This is a genomic window from Brucella sp. MAB-22 (genome assembly GCF_025908475.1).
GTDB lineage: Bacteria > Pseudomonadota > Alphaproteobacteria > Rhizobiales > Rhizobiaceae > Brucella > Brucella anthropi.
In genome coordinates this window covers 1,211,892-1,233,088 of sequence record NZ_CP109781.1, presented here as the reverse complement: position 1 = coordinate 1,233,088, position 21,197 = coordinate 1,211,892, and the positions used below count along the sequence as shown (strand labels likewise).

Below are 21,197 nucleotides of genomic sequence, written 5' to 3'. Positions count from 1 at the left end.
ATAAAAGAAGGATGGACAGGCGGAACATGCCGCCTCCGTTATCAGAACTGCTTCTTGAAATTGACCAGAAAACCGTGTTCACGGTCCCCGTCTGCAGCTATCAGACCACGATATTCAAGCGGTGCTGCGTATCTCTTTGTCGCCAATATCGCTATCATCACGACCACAGCCGAAGCTGCCCCGACAGTCAGTTCTCTGGCAAGATGATAACCCATGCTAGCGCTGACGCCGGTGGTCGTGAACCTGACGTGCTTGCCATCATCATGCTCACCCACATTGATCGCACCACACCGGTCCGCAGAGTAAGACGATTGCACCGGAACCAATCACTTTGCCAGAATTCATCGTGACCTTTACCAAGACGTCAAATGAGCGGTTGGGCATCATGCGCTCATACACCTGTTCCAGTCTTTCGCCGCTTCAAAAGTGGGAGTGTTGCAGGATGACTACAAACCGACAAACATGACTCTTTTAATCATGTAATTTCTTGCCAGCACCAATACATGAATATATCACTCATGATTGTCAAAATCATGTTGGGAATATTCTATATGCGCTCCGATTGCATGCCTCTTCGCCGTACAATTCTGGCTGGTACATCCCTGATTGCTCTTGCCGCCACGGCAATAGCACAGGACCAGACCACTGCCTCTCCAACGGAGAATGGTGCAATCGTTCTCGACAAGATTGTAATCGACGGCGGCAGCGGCGGCGTGATCGATGCGGACGGTTATGTGGCGCGCAGCAGCGCGACCGGCGCCAAGATCGACACGCCATTTGTGCAGACCCCGCAGTCCATTTCGTCCGTCACCCAACAGCAGCTTGAAGATCGTAATCCGCAGACCTTGCTCGACGCCATTGCCTATACGCCCAGTGCACGCGTTGGCGGCTTTGGCTTCGATCCGCGGTTCGACTCCTTCACCGTGCGTGGCTTCGACGTCACGTATACCGGTGTCTTTCGTGACAATCTGCGCCAGCCCGGAGCAAGCTCGGCACTGTTCAAGACTGAACCCTATGGCCTGGAAGGCGTTTCCATTCTGCGCGGCCCATCGTCAGCCCTTTACGGCGCTTCCGGTGCCGGTGGTCTGTTCAACCTGATCAGCAAGCGCCCGACCGAAACCCCGCTTCACGAAGTACAAGTCCAGTACGGTACCAATAATCGTTATCAGACCCAGTTCGACCTCTCAGGCCCGGTCAAGGAAGGCGACCCACTTTACTACCGCCTGACAGGGCTTTGGCGCAACGCCGATACCGAACAGCCCTCGGTTCCCGACGACCGCATTTACATTGCACCGGCATTTACGTGGAAGCCAGACGAAGACACGCGCCTGACAATCCTCAGCGAGTTCTCCCGCATCAAAACCGGCGGCACCGCCGCTTATTATTACGATGCCGTAACGGGCAAGGTATCCGACATTTTTGCAGGCAACACTGCCTTCAATGACTCAGTACAAACGCAGGGGCGTGTCGGTTATGAATTTGAAACCCGCCTCAACGACACTTTCGTGTTCCGCCAGAATGCCCGCCTTGCATCGACCAAGATCGGAGCCGACTGGGCCTTTGCCTATCAGGCCAATGAAATCGATCCGTTACTGCTCGACAGCAGCGCAGGCACTTTTGAGGAGCGGCTGACCAGTTTCACCATCGATAATCAACTGGAAGCAAGCTTCGATACCGGCAATTTCGAGCACACGCTTTTGGCCGGCGTAGACCTGACAAAGCTGCAATGGAAGGGATTAAACGGGTATGGCTATACACCACCGCTGGATACCAGGCATCCGTCCATGGGGCGCCCTGTAGCGCCAATCGATTTCCAGACAAAAGACGTTCAGGACCAGCTCATGGCTGGCATCTATCTGCAGGATCAGATCCGCTATGATGCCTGGACCATAACCCTCGGCGGTCGTCAGGACTGGGTCAGCACCGACACCAAGAACACCGATCTGGCAACCAGCACGTCCAGCGATTTTGATCAGAGCGACAAGGCCTTCACATGGCGCGCCGGGCTAACTTACGAAACACCTTGGGGCATCACGCCATATGCCAGCTATTCGACAGCCTTTTCGCCCAATGCCGGTGTAAACCGGGCAACAGGCAATCCGTTCGAGCCAACGGAAAGCGAACAGCAGGAAGTCGGGATCAAGTATCAGCTGCCCAACAGCAACACCCTGATAACGGCCGCCCTGTTCAACATCAATCAGGACAACGGTCTCTATTACGAAGTGGTCGAATTGGATGCTGGCCCGGCCAACATTCAGGTACAGCGCGGGAAACTGCGTTCGCGCGGTCTGGAACTGGAAGCCAGCACCAGTCTCGACAACGGCCTCTCCCTCATTGCGTCCTATAGCTACATGCAGACCAGCATCAAGGACGGCCCGGACGGAACAGTGGGCAATGAAATCTCATCTGTACCGACCCACATGGCGTCAGCCTGGGCTCACTATAAATTGCCTGAGAACAGCTTCCTTTACGGGCTGGGTGTCGGCGCAGGTGTCCGTTTTGTCGGCTCAAGTTACGGCAATGACGAAAACACTATGAAAAACAGTTCGCGCGCCTTTGTCGATGCAGCAATTGATTTCGATTTTGGCGCGATCAAGAAGGACTATGAAGGCGTCAAACTGCAGGTCAACGCCACCAACCTGTTCGACACCAGCAAGCCGGTCTGCTCCGCAGGTTTCTGTTATCGTGATCAGGGCCGCACTGTTGTCGGCAGCCTGAAATATTCATGGTAAGCACCGATACCCGAAATGAAGCACTGCAAGCTCTCAGGCCCCAAGGCCTGAGAGCACTGTTCCATGGTGACAATGCATGGTGTGCCGATAGTATGATGCTGTCCTGCGAAATGACTGACAGCATGCCTCTGTCGGAATTTCTGTACGGCCCTCTCCTGACGAAAACCCTGCATCAATGCGCAGCCGCCTATCCTGATGCCGACCTGCGGGCGGTTTCTTCGTTCTGGTCGCTCTATTATTTTTCGCTTCTGGTCATTCCCTATATCTGCGCCCGACAAAGTGGAGTGACCCTTCCGGTCGAGCTCGAGAATATGACCATTGCCATCAATGATCAGGGCTTGCCACGTTCCTTTGGCTTGCCCCACGAAGGGCAAGCTTGTGACGCGCCGGATGTAATGACGGTTATCAGCCATGTCGCAAAAAGCCATCTGAACACTGTCGTTCAAGTCCTGAAAGACCGCACCGGCATCTCACCGAAGCTCGCCTGGAATAATGCAGCAGTCTATATCGACTACGCCGTCAACAGCGCAGCTGAAAACCATTGTCGTGATGGCTGGCCATGTCGCCCGCTTTTTGAAACGCAGATTTTTGACGATGGAACGCGCAACCCGTTTTTTGGGTGTCTGCGTCAAGAAACAGATCATGGCGCCAATTTGTGCCGGCGCAAGATTTGCTGCCTGCGCTATAAACTGCCGGGCGTTGCCGGATGCGGTGAATTATGCGCGCTCCCCGAACTTAGAAAGCAATGAAATGATCCGTCTTGTTGTGTGTCTGACTGTAATCTGGCTGGCCCTCGGTAAAAGCGCTGTTGCAGAGGTAACCTATCCCATTCACGTCAAGGATGCGCTTGACCGGGAAGTCACCATTACCGCCCAACCAAAATCCATATTGCTTGGCAGCGGATTCAATCTGATAGCGTTGTCGCTCGTCCATCCAGATCCCGTCAGTGTGCTGGCCGGTTGGGCCGGTGACCTCAAGGGGGACAATCCGGAAATCTATGCCGGCTTCAAACAGCGCTTCCCGGAAATTGAAAAGCTGCCGATCATTGGCGACGGCATTACAGTTTCGGTCGAGAAAATCGTTTCTGTAAAAGCCGATCTGGTCATTCTTTCAGACTGGCAGATGCGCAATGATGAAGGCGTGCAGGCGATCGCCTATCTCGAGAAAATGGGCATACCGGTGCTCGTGGTCGACTTCGGCAATCATGCACTCGAAAATACTTCGAAAAACATGCGCCTGCTGGGCAAGGTACTCAACCGCGAAGAGCAGGCTAACGCCTTTGCCGACTTCTATGACGAGCGCATTGCCCGCATTCGTGATCGGGTGGCGAAGAGCGATGCCGGACCGACTGTATTGCTGGAAGCCTTTCCCAATGCCGATCAATGCTGCTACGCTTACGGGCGAACCAGTATGGGCGAGTTCATCACATTGACCGGCAGTCGAAATATTGCTGCAGATGGACCAGCACAGGGAGGGGTGATCAGCAGCGAGTTTATCGTTGCCGCCGACCCGCAAGTTTACATCGCCACCTCATCCCCAGGCGGGAAGTATAGCGGTTTTTCGGTCGGGCCGGGTGTAAGCGAACAGGAAGCGCGCGACACACTTTCAAATGCCCTGAAAAATCCTTTCCGCGCTGGTTTGAAGGCGGTGAACGACAAGCGCGTGCATGGATTGTGGAACTTTTTCAATGCCGTTCCCTTGAATGTTCTGGCAGCAGAAGCCTTCGCCGTCTGGCTGCGACCGGAACTGTTCGCGGATATCAGCCCCGAAGCGACACTGACGGAAATTAACCAGCGTTTCGCGGCTGTCCCGTTTGAAGGTTCATACTGGATCAGCCTGAAACCCTGACCCCGCATTTTTCTGGCGTATACTGCTATCGCAGGCCGCCAGAAGTCTGAGTGTGGGCGTCCGCAGCCAGACCCGGCCAGTAATAACCATTGCTGGTCAGACGCGGGCCGAAAATGGCCTGCCCGACCCGTACCACGGTTGCCCCCTCCTCGATTGCAACCTCGAAATCGCCAGACATGCCCATGGAAAGTCCGTTCATATGCGGATGCACATCAACAACACGATCCCGCAGACCACGAAGCAGACGAAAGCAGGCGCGCACGCGCGCTGTGTCGGAGCTGAAAATTGCGAGCGTCATCAGCCCACGTGGTTTGAGGCGGGGAAACTCTGAGAGACGCGCCACGAACGACATGAGATCGTCCGGATGCAGCCCATATTTGCTTTCCTCGTCCGAAGTATTGACCTGAACGTAAACATCAAGATCACGATCTTCCGCGTCCAGTCTGCGATTCAGTTCTTCCGCCAGGCGGAAACTATCCAGCGCATGGAATTCCCATGCAAGACGAACAAGATATTTGACCTTGTTTGTCTGCAGATGGCCGACAATGCTCCAGCGGATCGGCAAATCGTTCAGGGCCGTTTGTTTGTCGCGCGCTTCCTGAAGTTTATTTTCTCCGAAATCGAGAATTCCAGCCGCATAAGCGTGCCGCAGGATGCGAGCCGGGACTGTTTTTGTGATCGGGAGAAGGCGCACATCGTTCGGGTCGCGTCCGCTGCGATGACAAGCCGCGGCGATCCGCGCGCGAACCTCTTTGAGATTGCTCGCGAAAACAGAAGTCGGATCAGCACCGAAACGCGCTATCTCGTCTTTGATTGCCTGCCCCTCAACCAGCTGCGGCTCGACAGATAGTTGCATCGCCAATCTCCCTTCAAGCGCCGATACAAATGCTTACCGCTGCCCGGATACGACATGGCAACCATCCCGCCAGCTTGTATCACAGAGGTGGTCTGGTTCTCCCATCCACTTCCAGCACAAAGATCAGACCAATTTCCAAGTCATGCGGTCATGACGATCATTCAACTGCTGACCACTCGAGCACCTATGGCTTCATGATCGTGCGAAAGGTCGTCGCCAGCTTTTTAACTGCGGTCTCGATTTCTGTCGGCGTATAGGCTGCAAACCCCATCAGAAAACCGGCCTTTCCATCACCGGCCGCGTAAAGCCCGGACAGGCCGAGGAGTTCGATACCGACACGCTGGGCTGCAGCGATGGCATTGCGCTCCGATAAATCACCGGTGAGCAGACAAGACATCTGTAACCCTCCGGCAGGCACATGCGGCTCGACGAAATCCACCAGATATCGCTCGATCAGTCTGGCCAGTACATCGCGCCGTTCAGCATAGATGCCGCGCATGGCCCGGACATGCGCGCCGAAATGTCCACCTTCCATAAACCGGGCAAGCGTCAACTGCGCCATCGGTGCGGAATGCCCATCAAGCAGAGTGCGCGCAACGGTCATCGGTTTGACCAGTTGCGGCGGCAATACCATGTAGCCGATACGCAGGCCCGGAAAGAGTGATTTGGTGAAAGTGCCGATATAGATTGTCCGCTCATGCCGGTCGAGGCCTTGTACGCAGGCGGTCGGTTTGCCAGCGTAATGAAACTCGCTGTCATAATCGTCTTCGATAATCCATGTCTGCTGGCGGGCGGCCCATTCGATCAGCGCCAGACGACGATCCAGCGACAGGGTTGCGCCGGTTGGAAACTGGTGCGAGGGTGTGAGAAACACGGCCTTGGCCTTGAGCGTTTCGCCAACCATCCGCTCGATCACAATGCCTTGGTCGTCCACATTGACTGGAATGGATTCAAGGCCTGCAGCATCGAACGCCTTGCGTGCACCGTAATAAGCCGGGTCTTCAATGAAGATGCGGTCACCGGGGTCGAACAGCATGTTGGCACATAAAGTCAGCGCCTGTTGCGAGCTGGTGAGGATCAGCACCCTGTCAGGTGTCGCGCGTCCTCCGCGTTCCAGGTTCATGTACTCGGCAACAGCGCGTCGCAATGGCTCTGTCCCCTGCGGATGACCATGCAGTAGCACTTGCGTGCCGGTTTCCTTCAAAACCTGCCGTTCCAGACGTTCCCAAAGCTGAAGCGGAAAATTTCGGGTTTCCGGAACACCGTGAGCGAAAGGTCGTGGCGCCAGCAGCTCGCGCACACCACCGCTTCGGAACATGGCTGCTCCGCGTTTGCTCAGATTGGGCGCCTGATTGCGCAATAGCGCTTCGCGCTGGGAAACGCTGTGTCCGGGTGTGAATTCCGTTATCTGCGCCACGAAACTTCCACTGCCCACCCGGCGGTCGATAAAGCCCTCTGCATGCAGCTGCGCATAAGCCGCTTCGATCGTGTCTCGGGAGACACCCAGCGATTTGGCGAGGCTGCGCGAAGCCGGAAGCGGCTTTCCCGGCCCCAGCGCACCATCGATGATCAATTGCCGGATCGACCGCTGAATACGTGCATGGAGCGGCATTGCCGCATGGGCGGGGTGGCCAATCCAAGCCTTGACGGATTCAAGTTGCGAATGCCTGAACAAATGGACTGGTCCTTTTGTCAAAAATGGATGGGCATATCAGGCCATTAAACAGCTAACTGTCAATCAATCTTTTCAGCCCGACTTGCAGGCCATGTGCCCAATTTCCAGAAGGTTTTTGAGGATGATACCATCCCGTGCTTCAACGTCATCGATCCGCTTGAGCGACCTTGCCCATCCCATCGTGGCGGGCCTAATCTCCGTCATTGTCAATTATGGCGGCACATTCATTCTTGTTTTTCAGGCCGCAAAGGTTGCGGGATTGAGCCCGGAACTGACTGCCTCCTGGGTCTGGTCGGTTTCGATTGGCGTCGGGCTTACCGGCCTTTATCTCAGCTGGCGCTACCGCGAGCCGATCATCACCGCCTGGTCGACGCCAGCGGCTGCCTTTCTTGTAACGGCACTTGCCACCACATCCTACGCCGAGGCAATCGGCGCTTTCATGATTTCGGCTCTCGCATTCGTCATCCTCGGTGTGTCGGGCTATTTCGAGAAAGTCATCCGGCTGATACCGCCAAGCATAGCTTCAGGGCTTCTGGCCGGCATTTTGTTGCAATTCGGAATAGGGGCCTTCGGCGGCACCACCACCGACCCGTTGCTGGCTGGACTGCTGATTGTTGCCTATGTGGTTTTGAAACGGCTGTCCGCTCGCTACGCCGTAGTCGGCATTCTCGTGCTCGGACTGGCCTTCCTGCTTCTGCAAAACAGGGTCGACCTGTCTGGACTGCGACTGGAGTTTGCAACTCCAGTCTTCACCATGCCTGCATTCTCTCTCAATGCCCTGCTGTCCGTCGCGCTGCCATTGTTCCTCATCACACTGACGGGACAGTATATGCCGGGGATGCTGGTTCTGCGTAATGACGGTTTCAAGACCAGCGCCAATCCAATCGTTACCGCAACAGGTCTCGGCTCGCTCATCATGGCGCCATTCGGATCGCATGCCTTCAACATTGCGGCAATCACGGCAGCAATCGCGACCGGGCCTGAAGCACACGAAAATCCATCCAAGCGCTGGATCGCCGGTATTGCAGCGGGCGTGTTCTACATTCTCGTCGGCATATTCGGTGTGACGCTCGCAGCTGTCTTCATGGCTTTTCCCGCAAGCTTTATCACAACGCTCGCAGGTCTGGCCCTGTTGGGCACGATAGGCAGCAGCCTGGCTGGAGCCATGTCAGACCACACGCATCGCGAGGCAGCATTGATTACCTTTCTCGCATCCGCCGCAAACATCAATCTCTTCGGCATCGGCGGTGCTTTCTGGGGACTGATAATCGGACTGGTTGCCTATATCGTTCTCAACGGTCGTCTGCCGCGTCGTGAACGGACCGAATTGAGCGTGAGCGAAGGAGTTGCAAAATGACTGCTAAAAGCACTGGAATGACCACTTCCATCATTTCAATCCAGAGCCAGGTTGTGCACGGGCATGTCGGCAACAGCGCTGCAGTTCTGCCCATGCAGGCCCATGGGTTGAATGTCGCTGCAGTCCCCACGACCTTGCTGTCCAACAATCCGCATTTCGAAACCATGCGCGGGCGGGTTCTCGAATCCGAACTGGTCGGCGATCTTCTGCGCGGCGTCGAAGAGCGCGGATTGATTGAAACAAGCCACTATATTGTTTCCGGCTATCTCGGCTCTCAGGCAAACGGGGATGTGGTCGCCGCTTTCGTCGAACGCGCCCGCCAGATCAATCCCGACATAAAATACATTTGCGATCCGGTCATGGGCGATATGAACCTCGGGATCTTCGTTGCCGATCAGGTGGTGGAATGTATCGTTGAACGGCTTGTTCCGCTAGCCGATCTGTTGACACCCAACCAGTTCGAATTGGGTCTTATCGCACAGACAGATGTAACCTCCTGGGCTGCATTTGAAACCGCGGCGGGGCGTGTGCAGGCACTTCACGGCGCGCAGCTGGTTGTGACCAGTTGCGAACTTGCCGACACTCCTGAAGGCTTGCTGGAAAACATCGTCTTCGACCACGAGACCCGCACGCGACTGATATCGCCGCGCCTGCCGATCGTACCTGTCGGGACTGGTGACCTTTTCACCGGCCTTCTGACCGCCAAGCTTACGCGGGGGAATACATTGATCGAGGCAGCCCGCAGCGCCGCTGCAACTGTGCTTGAAGTACTCAGGCGTACCATGGAGGCGGGTGAGCGTGACATGCAGCTTGCCAGTGTCATCGATGCGCTCATTCCGAGCGAGAATGCTCAAGAATGAAATTCCAGACGATGCTTGTCAGATGAAATAATAGCTCAGCGCGATGAATCTGCCGGCTGTTCAACTGTTGCCCCGTAGTGCAATCGGGATTTGCCGTGCAGTGTATCCCGATAAAGGAAACGGAAGAAGAAGGCGTCGCCCGTTCCGCGCAGAAGTCTGGCAAATATCGCGACCAGAACAATGGAGAAAATCAATCGACCGAACAGGACGACATAGATATCCGCGCCAAGAGCCACCACGATCAGCGTATCTTCGATCAGGCTGTGGCACAGCCCCATGAAACTCGACGCGAGAAAGACGTCCCGAGGTTGAATGTGTCCGCGCTGTGATTCACGGATGATGAGACCTCCACCATAGGACAGTCCCAGCACCAGCCCGACCACGGTCAATGGAGCGGCATTTTTCGATATGCCGAGCAAGCGCAACAAGGGTGAAAGAAGCAGGTTGAGGAAGCGTGTCACATCCAGCGCGTCCATTGTTCTCAGCACGGCCACCAGACCGAGCAGGACGATAAATATCCAGACCAGCGTGGAGGCCGTATCGGCGACGAAGCTGCTCCAGCTTGAATCGTAATGGCCCGGCACCCAGCTCGGTGCAGCCGGTTCTGCCAGCCAGCCGGTATGACTGGAAATCAGGTTGATCCCCCATGCGAAAACAAGTCCGCCAACAAGCCGTATCAGCGTCGAGACTATCAGGCGCGGGCCGGCCTTTTGTACGATACGCTGTTCGATGGGAAGAGCATGAGCGAAGAGGAAAAGCGAACCGAGGATCGTCACCTGAGCTGTGGTGAGCGTGTCGACCGGCAAGACGGCGAACATCACCACTGCCCCGCTCCACACGCCAACCAGCAGGTTCATAGCCCAAACAAAACCGGCTTCAGGCGGCAGCCCCACGAACTGCATGACGGGAGCGAAGGCAGGAGAAATGGCTTTGATCAAGCCCATCTCGATTGCCAGCTGCGTCAGCACCATCACCGGCAGCATGATCTTGACGAGCGTCCAGTAGACGCCGATCGCCTCGCGCAGGATAACCATGCCAAATGCCGCCAGTCGCTTTGCCAATCCAGTGGCCATCCCGTCCCCTCCGCTTTTGTCCGGAGCGTGCGACGGATCAGGGTCGATGCTTTCGGCTTTGCGAGCAGAAAATCAGCCCACGCACGCCGATGCAAGCCATATTGCTTATGCTTCACGCGATTTATCGGGATTAGCGAAAGTCCGCGACGATGCCGGTTGCGATAATCAGCAGAACCGTTGCGGCAATGACGGTGTAGACGTAATCACGCGCGCGCAGAAAAAGATACATCGTCAGCGCGACCCGGATGATCGGCAGGAGAATGAATACCGCAATGCCAGCTTTCACGATGTCATAGCCGTTCAGTGCAAGCGACGTCGGTTCAATAGAAGTCATAACGACTCCGACCGCGATCAAGGCAGAAGCGAACCATGTGCCATACCAAAGAAGCGCTGCAATGATTTTGTCCCGTCGTCCGGCGTCTGCGGTAACTTTCATTTTAAGCCTCCAGAGATCTCTATACCGAAAGCGCTCAGAAGCATCTGGACCGCGAGAACAAGGAGAACCACGACAAAGAAGATGCGCAGTTTTTCCGCCGGAAGGCTCATCAGCAGGCGGGCGCCGACCAGCGCACCGATGACCGAACCAAGCGCAATCGGTCCCGTGATCCCGATATCGATGTCACCGCGAACAAAATACGCGCTTGCGCTTGCAGCAGCCGTCACGCCGATCATGAAATTGGAGGTGGCGGACGAGACCTTGATAGGAAGTTTCAAGGCGGTGTCCATCGCCGGGATTTTCAAAACACCCGAGCCTATCCCCAGAAGGGCCGAGACCAGTCCCGCCCCATACATAAGCGCCATGCCCAGCGGAACATGGCCGACGCGATAGTGCACCTCCTGCCCGGATATGTGATCGGGAAAGCTGGAATTCAGTCGCAGGCTTGTTGCGAGGCTCTTCGCATCCGGCATCGCTGCGCCGATTTCGTCGCGCCGCCGTACCAGCATCTGCTTTGCAGAAAGCACCAGAATGGCTGCGAACAAACCATATAGAACCGAAGTCGAAACGATTCCGATCAGAAACACGCCGGTCAGCGCGCCAAGCGTGGTTGCCGTCTCAAGAACGACCGCAAGCCGGACATTGGTCAGCCGTCGCTTCAAAAGCGGAGCCGCGCTGCCGCAAGAACAGGCGATAACCGAAACAATACTCGCCCCGATAGCGACATGAATATCCACGCCGAAAAACAGCGTAAGCGCTGGCACGATGAAGATGCCGCTTGCCATGCCCAGCACGCCACCGAGCGCGCTTGCCCCGAAAGCCGCTATGAACAGCCATAAAGCCAACATTTCACCCCCGGCTATTTTTGGCCGCGCGGTCGCCGGGCCAGGCGAGTGACAAAGCTGATGAGATCACCGCGATAGTGAAGCTTTTCGTAGTCGATTGCCCGATGCCCCTCGGTGTAGGACGTGCGCTCGATCAGGAAGACAGCGCTGCCCGGCTCGACTGCGAGGGCCTCCGCAACATCCGGCGAAGCAGTGACAGCCTCCAGCCGATACTCCGCCTCGACAAGCGGCAGATCATATTTGTCTTCCAGCAGTGTGAAGATCGGCTCGACGTCCAGATCGTGCGTGACGATCTTCTCACCGATTTCACGCGGCAGATATGTTTCATCCAGAGACATGGCGACGCCATCGGCAAGCCGAACGCGCCGGATCCGCATCACCAGAGCTCCGGACGGCAGAGCGAGCTGGCGCGCAGCGTCTGCATCGACTGGCACTATCTCCGTGTCAAGCAATCGTGCCGTCGGGGCGCGACCGAGCGCCTGCATGTCTTCGACGAAACCGGTCAGCTCCGTCAATTCCTGCGTGACCTTGGGCTGGGCAACGAAGGTTCCCTTGCCGCGACGAATTTCGACAAGGCCACGCGCGACCAGATTCTCAATGGCCTTGCGAACGGTCGTCCGGCTGACTCCGAAACGTTCGATCAGGCGATCTTCTGGAGGAAGCTGACTGCCAGCAGGCAGAGCACCGGCTGAAATATCGTCCGCCAGCGATGTTTCCACCTTGGCATAGAGCGGAGCATGATCTTCTGCGATTTTCATCAGGAGATAGTGACATCATGATGTCATGATGTCAATGAAACTCATCGGCTGAGTGAACCTTTTCATTAGTTGTTTGTTAACCATGCTGGAGGACATCGCCATGCAGTTGATTTTTTGGATTGAGTTAACAGCGATCCTGGCCGTCAGCGCTGTTGTCTTCGGCATTACCTGGATCGAGATCCACAGAAAATGACGCGCTTGTTATTTGCCGATCAGATTTGGCTGTGGTCAGGCGTCATTTTTTCAACGGTCGTAGGCCTGTATCTGCTGTGGAGATTGCCCCATTGATTTCAGTGGGCGCTCCCTGTTACCGCGCAGTATGCTTCAGATAATCCCTTTCAGACGCAGAAGCCCGAAGGCGGCAATAGTACTCGCATCTTTGATATCGCCACGAAGGATCATCTCGACGGCTTCCCCGATAGGAAAGCGGCGGCAGATAAGCCCCTGCTCTTCGGCATCGAGGTTGGGCTTTCCCATTTTCAGTCCTGTAGCGAGAAAGATATGGCACTTGTTAGCCGCAAAGCCGTAGGCTTCGTAAGTCTCTCCGAGATAGACCATTTCCTCAGCGGTCAGCCCGGTTTCCTCTCGCAGTTCTCCGCGAGCCAAAGTGAGCGGATCGACGTTCTCCTGCTCCTGCCAGGCCCCTTGCGGCAGTTCCCAGAAGCGGCGCCCGACGGGATAGCGGAACTGTTCCACTAAATAGACGCCGTCTTCGTCATCCATTGCGAAAATCATTGCGGCATCGTTTTTCTCGACAACGCCATAAATGCTTTCGCTGCCGTCCGGATAAACAATGCGGTCCTCGCGAACCTTCATCCAACGATTTTCGTAGACCCGTCTGGATCCCAGCGTTTTTATTTCCGACATCCAGCCTCCGGTCGAAACCTGCCGCTCTCTTTTACAGGCTAGCGCTAAGGCTTTCCCATCGCAACAGACGGTTGAGTTGACGTGCAAACTGCGCCAAGGTGTCGGCCATGATTGATTGGCCACTCATATTTGCCAGCCTGCTAGCTATCGGCGTGGCAGTGTTTCTGATCTACTGTTTTGCAGTGATGATTTTTGCCAAGCCAGACGGCAAGCCCGTCGAGCCGACGACAATCGACACGGTCGATATGCTCCCCTTCATGAATCATGACGCTGATTGATATCCCGGTCTCAAATGCCAGCTGCCCGCGCATCCCGGAATCTGTCCGAGCGCAGCACTACCGCGCGAATTTTCCTTGTTCACTGGATGTTTTGGCATTGAATGCCTCGTTTTCAACGGGGCGACAGTGCTAAAAATACTCTTAGCAAGAAATAGAATTATTCTTAAAAACAATGCCCGAAACACAACATCACAAGAATGTAATTTAGTACATTTTATAACATCATTATATCATAAACAGACTCCACGATCAGCTCTATATCTTGCCATTGGAGATGCAGACCATGATCCACTCGACATCGAATACAGTCGCCTCAGGCGCACCGGAAGCCGGTGTTCGTGCGTTTGGCAATTCCGGCAGGCTTCAGGAATTGCTTGCCAAAGTCGAAGATGCCAAGCGCAAGGCCAACAACAGCTTGCGACGCGCCCAGTCCGCGCCTGAGCCACATGTAACGACGAATTCCATTTTCGTGTCTCTCTACGAAGAACATCTGCGAGACCGGGAATTGTTGTTTTCATCATTGCGGCAGCTTGATGATATGCGCAAAAATGCGAGTATCTGAGGCGACGCATCCATGAACATGCTTTGCCGTGAAAGAATGACCCAGAATTACGATCAGCCTGAATACGCCGTGCCTTCTGCCGATCTGTCCCGTATGGCTTTGACCGAGGAACTCGTTTCGCTGAGCCTTCGGCTTGAGGTTGATCGCGGTCCTGATCCGAGCCGGGCACCGATCACCGACAATGAGGTCGATGAACTGGCGGAACAGCTCTTTCACGAAGCAGGAGACAGCCCGCTCTGGGTTTTCGCCTATGGCTCCCTGATCTGGAAGCCGGATTTCGAGGCGGTGGACTCGCGCGCCGGAACGGCGAGCGGCTGGCACCGTTCATTCTGCCTTCGGCTGACCCGCTGGCGCGCAACGATGGCCCAGCCGGGCCTTATGCTGGCGCTGCGACCGGGCGGCAGCTGCAAGGGTATTGCTTTCCGGCTGTCCGATGAGGACCGCCTTGGACAATTGCGTCGAATGATCCGGCGCGAAATCAGTTCGATTGACGATGCCTATTCCATCCGCTGGGTTTCGATCGACACCGAGGATGGACCAATACGTGCGCTCGTTTTCTGGGCCGGACCGCGTGGAGACAGGCTTTCGGACAACATGCCCCTGACCTCCGTGGCACAATTGCTTGCGCGCGCCTGCGGGCATATGGGCTCCTGCGCCGAATATCTCTATCTCACCGTCAAGCATCTGGAAGAAAAAGGCATCCGCGACCGCAATCTCTGGGAGTTGCAGCGTCTGGTCGCCGAAGAGATCATCAGCATCTATTGCGGGGATATGCCCACGCAGAGCCTGAAACCAGCCTGAACGGAAAGCTGCGCGCTAGTCCTGATAGGCCAGACTATCACTGAAATTGCCGCTGAAATTGCGCCCGGCTTCACGGGCGATATTGGCTACAAGCGTGATCAGGCGCGTCGCTGCGCTTTCGAGATAAATAGCGCTATAGCTCGTCGCCGGGAAAACGGCATTGGTATTCAGCACCTGCAACTCACCTGTCCGAAGCTCTTTCTGGATCACCACCGGCGGAATGACAGAAATACCGACACCAGCCGAAATCATGTTGATCGTCGTGGTGAGCGAATTGGAATAATGAACGGTCGCGTCTTTCAGGCGCTCTTCCGTGAAATAATTGATGATCTGCTGATAATTATAGGAACCGCTCTCATAGGAAATGAGATTGCAGCCAAGCAGGTCATCGCGTGACAGCATGTCTTCAGCCCCGCCCGGAAACTGATTGCTGCGCGATATCCAGAACATGCCGAAAGTGCATATGTCGACGATGCGCAGGTTGGGCGTAGGCTCGGGCTTGATGGCGAAAACGATGTCGAGTTCCCGCTGCTCCAGCTTCTGCACGATCCCTTTCGATGAGGAGGTCGTGATCGAGATGCGTATCTGCGGGTAGCGCTGGCGGACGATATCGAGAATGCCCGGCAATATGGTCATGGCGAGGCTCGGAACGATGCCAATTTTCAGCGTGCCTTCAAGCCCGTTTTGCGGACTCAGACTTTCCACCAGATCATGATAACGGCGTACGACATCGCGCGCGCCCTCGACAAAGGCTTCGCCTTCCGCCGTCAGATTGACGTCGCGGGCATCGCGGTCGAAGAGCCGGAACCCCAGTTCCTGCTCCATCGCGCCGATACGATTGGATATCGCCGCCGGGGTCATATTGAGGCGAGCCGCCGTCGCCCGGAAATTACGCAGTTCCGACAACCAGATCACCGTTTCCAGAAAACGGATATTCATGGACGGGCATGTCCCTTCCCATTTCAATCACCCGCGCGCCTGCGTTTCTTGAAGTCCCTTATCGCGCTGCGGGCAATCAGATTCGTCCTTTCCTTCTAAGACACTTGCGGGATGAAAATAAGCAAATAGTCATATTCCATCCCACAAATGATCAGGGCCGGCCGAAACCGGCCCGTATCGGATCAGCTTCCCGCGTGGGCGAGAATTTTCTTGGTGGCGCCAGACACGTCACCGAGCTTGAGGCCGGTTTTCACCGAAGCCTCACGCACCTTTCCCTTGTCCTGTATATCGAGCGCGCGCGAGGCAACCGCGTTCACTTCGTCCCGCGGCAGGACCAGAACCCCACTCTCATCGGCCAGAATGGCATCACCGGGATTGACGACCACACCGCCGCAGGAAACCGGAATGTTGATGCCACCGCCCAGATCATAGAGCCGGGTGGTGATGGGCGAGATACCCCTCGCCCACATCGGAAAATCGGAATCCTCGATTTCCGTCAGGTCCGTGCACGGGCCATCCACGATGCCAGCAACCGCACCCGAGGCCTTCGCAGCGATGGTCACACCGCCGCCCCAGCACGCATAGCGGTCGTCGCCCATCCGATCCACCACCAGAATATCGCCGGGGCGAAGCATTCCGGTTACGTGGTGAAGCAGGGTGGAATCCGGGCCCGGTATGGCGATGGTGACGGCGGTACCGACCACACGGCGCTTCGGGAGGAGCGGCTGGATGGAACGGTGCATGAAACCGAAGAAGCGCCAGTGTCCGACAGTGGCTGTCTCGACCCCCGACAGAAGCTGGAGGTCACCGGCAGCAACCTGCTCCGGCATGGGATTGATCGTATACATATGGGGCCTCCTATGCGCAGGCTTGCAACTGCTTGCCGATACGGCGATGGCTGACCATGGGGATGAGTGAACGCACACGTTCGATCTGCGCGCGCTCGATGCGCGCCGTCACGAACCCGACACCGTCTGACGCGCGCGCCACAACGTGGCCCCACGGATCGCAGACGAGCGAGTGACCATAGGTATGACGCCGTTCGCCATTCGAAACCGTGCTGCCGGTCTGGCCGCAGGCGGCAAAATAGGTCTGAGTTTCGATGGCACGGGCACGCGCCAGCACCTCCCAGTGGTCCTTGCCGGTTTGCAGCGTGAATGCGGCGGGAAGCACGATGACATCGGCACCGGCCTTTTCCAGCTCCAGATAAAGTTCGGCAAAGCGGATATCGTAGCAGATCGCACAGCCGACCTTGAACCCGTCCAGGTCATAGACGACAACATTCTCGCCCGGCTTGACGGTTGCGGATTCCTTATAGGCCGTCCCGTCCGGCCCGACGATGTCGAACATATGGATCTTGCGATAATGCGCAATCTCCTTGCCTTCGCGATTGAAGACGAAGGTGGAATTGTAGATGCGCTTTTCGTTTGGAACCTTTTCCATCAAGGTTCCGGCATGGACGAAGACCTTGTGCTCGCGAGCAAAGTCCTGCGCCATCTTGTAGGCAGGGCCACCGGGAACGCTCTCGGCTGCCGCAAGTTTTTCTTCCGGAGTACCACCGTAATATTCGAAATACTCGGGCAGCACGATCAGGTCCGGAGAATCCGTGCGCACGGCATCTTCCATCAATCCCCGCGTAATACGCAGGTTTTCTGCCTTGTCGGTCTGCGGGCTCGTTTGGATCAGGCTAATCTTCATTTCTTCCTCCAGCGAATGAGTGGGTATTCAGTTCAGTCAGGCAACCAGGGCTTCGCTTTTCAACATGTTCACAGTCGAAACCATGCCCTGGCGAAGCGTCATGTTCTGGGTGGCGACGACCAGCATCGCGGCGCCCTCTTCCTGTGCGAAGCGCCGTTCGGCTTCAGTCCAGGCGGGCATGATCCATGGCTTCCCGGCAGCGCGTGCAGCCGCCGCACAGCGGCGCAGATCGGCCTTGTCGTCATCATTGAAAGCGTATGCTCCCCGACCGCGTGCAAGCGCCAGATCCGAAGGGCCGGGAAACAAGCCGTCGACCGTATCGAGCGCGATAATCTTCTCGACGTCGGCTAGACTTTCCGCCGTCTCGACCATGGCGAAGCATTTGGTGCGCTTGTTCTCTTTTTCGAAGGCATCGGTCGCCGGGCGGGCATAGCCGAAAATGCGGCCACCCGTATAAGAACGCGTGCCGACCAGCGGATATTTTGCAGCCTTCGTAACCTGATGCGCATGTTCTACACCGAGGATATGCGGAACGATGACGCCATCCGATCCGAAGTCCAGCGCCTGCTGAATGGCTTCTGGCGTCGGTGCCAGCACCTTCGTCAGGGTGGAGAGACCCTGCGCCTTGGTGAAAGCCAGAAACTGGTCCAGCGTCGACAGGTCGAAAGTTCCGTGCTCGAGTTCCAGAACGAAGGATGAGAAGCCGCAGGTCCGGGCAATTTCGAGATAGCTGAAATGCGGTTGCGACATCCAGAGGGCGATATTTTCCATGCTTGCAGTCACTTTCAGTTGGGAGGTTATTTGCCGATTGTGCGTGACAATCCGAGTGTGCGTTCGATGACGAAGATGATGAGCAGCGTGGCCGCAATCAGCACGACCGAGATGGAAGCGGTCATCGGGTCGGTGCGGCTTTCGACATAGTTGAAGATTTCCACCGGCAGCGTCGTCATGCGCGGTCCGGTGATGAAGAGCGAGATCACCACCTCATCGAAGGACAGAAGGAAGGACAGTGCGGCACTTGCCACCAGACCCGGCATCATCAACGGCAGGGTGATGCGACGAAACACGGTGAACGGTGACGCACCCAGCATCGTGGCTGCCTCTTCAACCGATGGCGGCAGTGTCGAGAACGCCGTTATCATGATGCGGATGACGTAAGGGGTCGTCACGATCAGATGGGCGATCACCAGACCGGTGAACGTGCCGAGCAGTTCCAGCCGCACAAAGACCAGCAGAATGGCAAGACCAAGCACGATGGAAGGCAGAAGCAGCGGCGCGGTAAAGAGGTTCAGCACCGCTTCGCGTCCACGGAACTGATAACGGCGGATGGCATAGGCGGCCGGGATACCTGCCAGAAGCGACAGGACAGTGACGACCGATGCAATGCCGAGGCTGATCCAGAACGCCTGAATGAGCGTTTCATGATGCAGCATTTCCGCATACCACCGCACACCCCAGCTCTGCGGCGGAAAGGTGAGATAGTTGTCGTTGCTGAACGATAGCGGCACGACGACCAGAATTGGGGCCAGCAGGAACAGATAGAGCAGGCCGACCAGTAGGCGGAATGGCAATGAAGTTGAACCAATCATCTCGTTTCTCCTTTGCCAATCAGTCGATGCGACGTGCGATGCGGGAATAGACCATCAAAGCGAGACCGAAAATGATCAGGACAATGACGGAGGTTGCGGCGGCTCGCGGCCATTCAAGCTGGATCACAGCCTGGTCGTAGATTTCCGTCGCCAGCAGGAACACGCGCCCGCCACCAAGCAATTTCGGTGTGATGAAGGAGCTGATTGCCAGCACGAAGCAAAGCAGGCAGCCAAGTGCGATGCCCGGCAAGGTGAGTGGCAGGATGATCCGGCGAAACCGCGTGAAGGCATTGGCGCCGAGGGATGCCGCAGCCTCCTCAAGCGAGGCATTCAGGCGCCCGAAACCGGCAATCAACGACAGCGCCATATAGGGGATCAGGATTTCCACCATCCCGATGAATACGCCGAGCGTATTGTTGACGAGCCTGATGGGGGAGGAAATGATGCCGAGGTTCATCAAGGCTCCATTGACAAGTCCCTGATCGCCGAGAAGCACCATCCAGCCATAGGTGCGCACCACGCTGCTGACGAGCAGCGGCGAGACCGTCACCACGAAAAGGAAGTTGCGCCAGACCGGCGAAACACGGTGCAGGAAAAGCGCAATCGGATAGGCACAGATAAGCGTTGCCAGCGTGATGAACGCGCTCAGCCAGAGCGAGTTGAACACCAGACCCCAATTGAAACTGTCGGTGAAGAAATTGATATAATTCTCGAACGTATAGCGGTCTGTCAGGACACCGCCGCTCTCGCTCTGCAGGAAGGATATCTGCGCCAGGTGGGCAACCGGCGCAATGAAGGCAATGAGATTGATCAAGGCCATCGGCAGAAGAAGCGCAACGGCGACGAGGCTGTAGCGTCTGCGCCTTGATGGCTTTGCCGGGATGATGTCGGTCGATGTGATCGCTGTCATGACATCAGCTCCCGAAAACCAGCATGTCTTCCGGCTTCCATTCGCACAGCAGCCGGTCGCCGGTATGGAATGCATGTCCTGCACTGGCGGTTGGCACTTCTACTTTCAGGCAGGCGCCCTCAATCTCGATGTCATATTGAACGATGTCACCGATATAGGTCGTGCGCTCGACCACGCCGTGGGCGCTGTTGGTTACGACACTGACAAGATTGCGATCGCGGTTGGGTGTGAGATTGATGCGATGCGGACGAATGGCGATTTGCCCTGACCCGCGTGACTTTCCATGCGTGTTGCAGCGATAGGTGCCGCTGCCCAGACGGCAGACATTTTCGTCAACGATCTCGCAATTGTGGACATTGGCGCGTCCGACAAATTTGGCCACAAACAGGGAGGATGGCTTCTCATAGATTTCTTCCGGCGAGCCGAGCTGTGCCAGCTTGCCGCTATCCATCACGCCGACGACGTCGCACATTGTCAGTGCTTCGACCTGATCATGCGTGACGAAAACCGTCGTGATGTCGAGGCGCTTCTGAATCTCGCGGATTTCGATCCGCATGTCGTCGCGCAACTTCGCATCCAGATTGGACAGGGGCTCATCCAGCAGAAGAATGCGCGGACGGATGACCAGCGCACGCGCCAGCGCCACGCGCTGCTGCTGACCACCGGACATCTCCTTGGGCTTGCGCGAACCGTAGCCGGGAAGCCGCACCATTTCGAGTGCTTCCTCAACGCGCTTCTTTGCTTCGGCCTTGCCGACCTTACGCATATCGAGACCGAAAGCGACATTTTCGGCCACGGTCATGTGTGGGAACAGGGCGTAGTTCTGGAAAACCAGACCGATATCGCGCTGATGGGGCGGCCTGTGCGAAATATCGTTGCCATCAATCAGGATGTTGCCGTCCGAGGTCGAGGCGAGACCTGCAATCATGCGCAAAGTCGTCGTCTTGCCGCAACCGGATGGACCGAGGAGGCCAAGCAGTTTTCCGCGCGGCAGATCGAGATGAAGATCGTCCACTGCCCGGTAGTTGTTACCGTAAAGCTTGGTGAGGGCCTTCAACTGTAGAAATGAGCTTTCTGCTACCATATCGAAACCTGTGAGGGGTCGTTGCCGCC

23 protein-coding genes are annotated in these 21,197 nt (G+C 56.3%); 8 read left to right on the top strand and 15 right to left on the bottom strand.

Features of this window, described 5'->3' with window-relative positions; genetic code table 11:
- Positions 1–41 precede the first annotated feature (41 nt).
- Entirely contained in the window at positions 42–275 is a 234-nt protein-coding gene (locus OHI65_RS05575; RefSeq protein WP_125302799.1) for a hypothetical protein, read from the bottom strand.
- A gap of 276 nt (positions 276–551) precedes the next feature.
- On the opposite strand from OHI65_RS05575, the gene OHI65_RS05570 reads away from it, so the two are divergent.
- From OHI65_RS05570 to OHI65_RS05560, 3 genes are read left to right on the top strand one after another with little or no spacing between them, the layout of a single operon-like run.
- On the top strand, positions 552–2,732 hold the full coding sequence (locus OHI65_RS05570; RefSeq protein WP_040128828.1) for a TonB-dependent siderophore receptor: 2,181 nt from the start codon (positions 552–554) through the stop codon (positions 2,730–2,732).
- A complete protein-coding gene (gene fhuF, locus OHI65_RS05565; RefSeq protein ID WP_125302797.1) occupies positions 2,726–3,481 on the top strand; it encodes a siderophore-iron reductase FhuF in 756 nt (251 codons plus the stop codon). Before OHI65_RS05570 ends, fhuF begins: the two co-directional genes overlap by 7 nt.
- Position 3,482: 1 nt before the next feature.
- Positions 3,483–4,580: an ABC transporter substrate-binding protein gene (locus OHI65_RS05560; RefSeq protein ID WP_125302794.1), complete on the top strand. Its 1,098-nt coding sequence runs from the start codon at positions 3,483–3,485 to the stop codon at positions 4,578–4,580.
- A gap of 25 nt (positions 4,581–4,605) precedes the next feature.
- Here the strand turns inward: OHI65_RS05560 and OHI65_RS05555 are convergent, their stop codons facing one another.
- Together OHI65_RS05555 and OHI65_RS05550 are read right to left on the bottom strand one after the other, a co-directional pair.
- Positions 4,606–5,436: a YggS family pyridoxal phosphate-dependent enzyme gene (locus OHI65_RS05555; RefSeq protein ID WP_125302791.1), complete on the bottom strand. Its 831-nt coding sequence runs from the start codon at positions 5,434–5,436 to the stop codon at positions 4,606–4,608.
- 184 nt (positions 5,437–5,620) lie between these two features.
- A complete protein-coding gene (locus tag OHI65_RS05550) occupies positions 5,621–7,111 on the bottom strand; it encodes a PLP-dependent aminotransferase family protein (RefSeq protein WP_125302789.1) in 1,491 nt (496 codons plus the stop codon).
- A gap of 121 nt (positions 7,112–7,232) precedes the next feature.
- Here OHI65_RS05550 and OHI65_RS05545 point away from each other — a divergent pair, with 121 nt between their 5' ends.
- Both OHI65_RS05545 and pdxY read left to right on the top strand, forming a co-directional pair.
- A complete protein-coding gene (locus OHI65_RS05545) occupies positions 7,233–8,468 on the top strand; it encodes a benzoate/H(+) symporter BenE family transporter (protein WP_185756046.1) in 1,236 nt (411 codons plus the stop codon).
- Positions 8,465–9,328, top strand: coding sequence for a pyridoxal kinase (pdxY, locus tag OHI65_RS05540; protein WP_125302786.1), 864 nt, complete (start codon positions 8,465–8,467; stop codon positions 9,326–9,328). The genes OHI65_RS05545 and pdxY overlap by 4 nt, the downstream gene beginning before the upstream one ends.
- Positions 9,329–9,363: 35 nt before the next feature.
- Here the strand turns inward: pdxY and OHI65_RS05535 are convergent, their stop codons facing one another.
- The 5 genes from OHI65_RS05535 to OHI65_RS05515 all read right to left on the bottom strand — a co-directional run bounded on the left by OHI65_RS05535 (position 9,364) and on the right by OHI65_RS05515 (position 13,307).
- Positions 9,364–10,401: a hypothetical protein gene (locus tag OHI65_RS05535; protein ID WP_012093463.1), complete on the bottom strand. Its 1,038-nt coding sequence runs from the start codon at positions 10,399–10,401 to the stop codon at positions 9,364–9,366.
- Between the two features lie 130 nt (positions 10,402–10,531).
- Positions 10,532–10,837, bottom strand: coding sequence for a DUF1634 domain-containing protein (locus OHI65_RS05530; protein WP_125302784.1), 306 nt, complete (start codon positions 10,835–10,837; stop codon positions 10,532–10,534).
- Positions 10,834–11,685, bottom strand: a complete 852-nt coding sequence (locus tag OHI65_RS05525) for a sulfite exporter TauE/SafE family protein (protein ID WP_094515501.1) — start codon at positions 11,683–11,685, stop codon at positions 10,834–10,836. Before OHI65_RS05525 ends, OHI65_RS05530 begins: the two co-directional genes overlap by 4 nt.
- A gap of 11 nt (positions 11,686–11,696) precedes the next feature.
- Positions 11,697–12,440 (bottom strand): GntR family transcriptional regulator, encoded by a 744-nt coding sequence (locus OHI65_RS05520; protein ID WP_125302781.1) that lies wholly within the window; start codon positions 12,438–12,440, stop codon positions 11,697–11,699.
- 324 nt (positions 12,441–12,764) lie between these two features.
- Entirely contained in the window at positions 12,765–13,307 is a 543-nt protein-coding gene (locus OHI65_RS05515; protein WP_012093467.1) for an NUDIX domain-containing protein, read from the bottom strand.
- Positions 13,308–13,414: 107 nt separating this feature from the next.
- Between OHI65_RS05515 and OHI65_RS05510 the strand changes: the two genes are divergently transcribed.
- The 3 genes from OHI65_RS05510 (at position 13,415) to OHI65_RS05500 (ending at position 14,948) form a co-directional block, all read left to right on the top strand.
- A complete protein-coding gene (locus tag OHI65_RS05510; RefSeq protein ID WP_155243286.1) occupies positions 13,415–13,585 on the top strand; it encodes a hypothetical protein in 171 nt (56 codons plus the stop codon).
- A gap of 283 nt (positions 13,586–13,868) precedes the next feature.
- Positions 13,869–14,147 (top strand): hypothetical protein, encoded by a 279-nt coding sequence (locus tag OHI65_RS05505; protein WP_010659332.1) that lies wholly within the window; start codon positions 13,869–13,871, stop codon positions 14,145–14,147.
- A gap of 36 nt (positions 14,148–14,183) precedes the next feature.
- Positions 14,184–14,948: a gamma-glutamylcyclotransferase gene (locus tag OHI65_RS05500; RefSeq protein WP_235784284.1), complete on the top strand. Its 765-nt coding sequence runs from the start codon at positions 14,184–14,186 to the stop codon at positions 14,946–14,948.
- A 15-nt stretch (positions 14,949–14,963) separates the two neighbouring features.
- Here the strand turns inward: OHI65_RS05500 and OHI65_RS05495 are convergent, their stop codons facing one another.
- The 7 genes from OHI65_RS05495 to OHI65_RS05465 form a co-directional block, all read right to left on the bottom strand.
- The gene (locus OHI65_RS05495) at positions 14,964–15,887 is read right to left on the bottom strand and encodes a LysR family transcriptional regulator (protein ID WP_010659334.1); all 924 of its coding nucleotides are present in this window, start codon (positions 15,885–15,887) and stop codon (positions 14,964–14,966) included.
- 182 nt (positions 15,888–16,069) lie between these two features.
- Positions 16,070–16,735 carry an RraA family protein gene (locus tag OHI65_RS05490; RefSeq protein WP_010659335.1) on the bottom strand — a complete coding sequence of 222 codons (666 nt, stop codon included), beginning with the start codon at positions 16,733–16,735 and terminating at the stop codon, positions 16,070–16,072.
- Positions 16,736–16,745: 10 nt separating this feature from the next.
- A complete protein-coding gene (locus OHI65_RS05485) occupies positions 16,746–17,585 on the bottom strand; it encodes a carbon-nitrogen hydrolase family protein (protein WP_029929986.1) in 840 nt (279 codons plus the stop codon).
- A 36-nt stretch (positions 17,586–17,621) separates the two neighbouring features.
- Positions 17,622–18,356 carry an aldolase/citrate lyase family protein gene (locus OHI65_RS05480; RefSeq protein ID WP_125302779.1) on the bottom strand — a complete coding sequence of 245 codons (735 nt, stop codon included), beginning with the start codon at positions 18,354–18,356 and terminating at the stop codon, positions 17,622–17,624.
- A gap of 26 nt (positions 18,357–18,382) precedes the next feature.
- Positions 18,383–19,174: an ABC transporter permease gene (locus tag OHI65_RS05475; RefSeq protein WP_006470062.1), complete on the bottom strand. Its 792-nt coding sequence runs from the start codon at positions 19,172–19,174 to the stop codon at positions 18,383–18,385.
- Positions 19,175–19,193: 19 nt separating this feature from the next.
- Positions 19,194–20,084 carry an ABC transporter permease gene (locus OHI65_RS05470; protein ID WP_125302776.1) on the bottom strand — a complete coding sequence of 297 codons (891 nt, stop codon included), beginning with the start codon at positions 20,082–20,084 and terminating at the stop codon, positions 19,194–19,196.
- Between the two features lie 4 nt (positions 20,085–20,088).
- On the bottom strand, positions 20,089–21,168 hold the full coding sequence (locus tag OHI65_RS05465) for an ABC transporter ATP-binding protein (protein ID WP_125302773.1): 1,080 nt from the start codon (positions 21,166–21,168) through the stop codon (positions 20,089–20,091).
- Positions 21,169–21,197 lie beyond the last annotated feature (29 nt).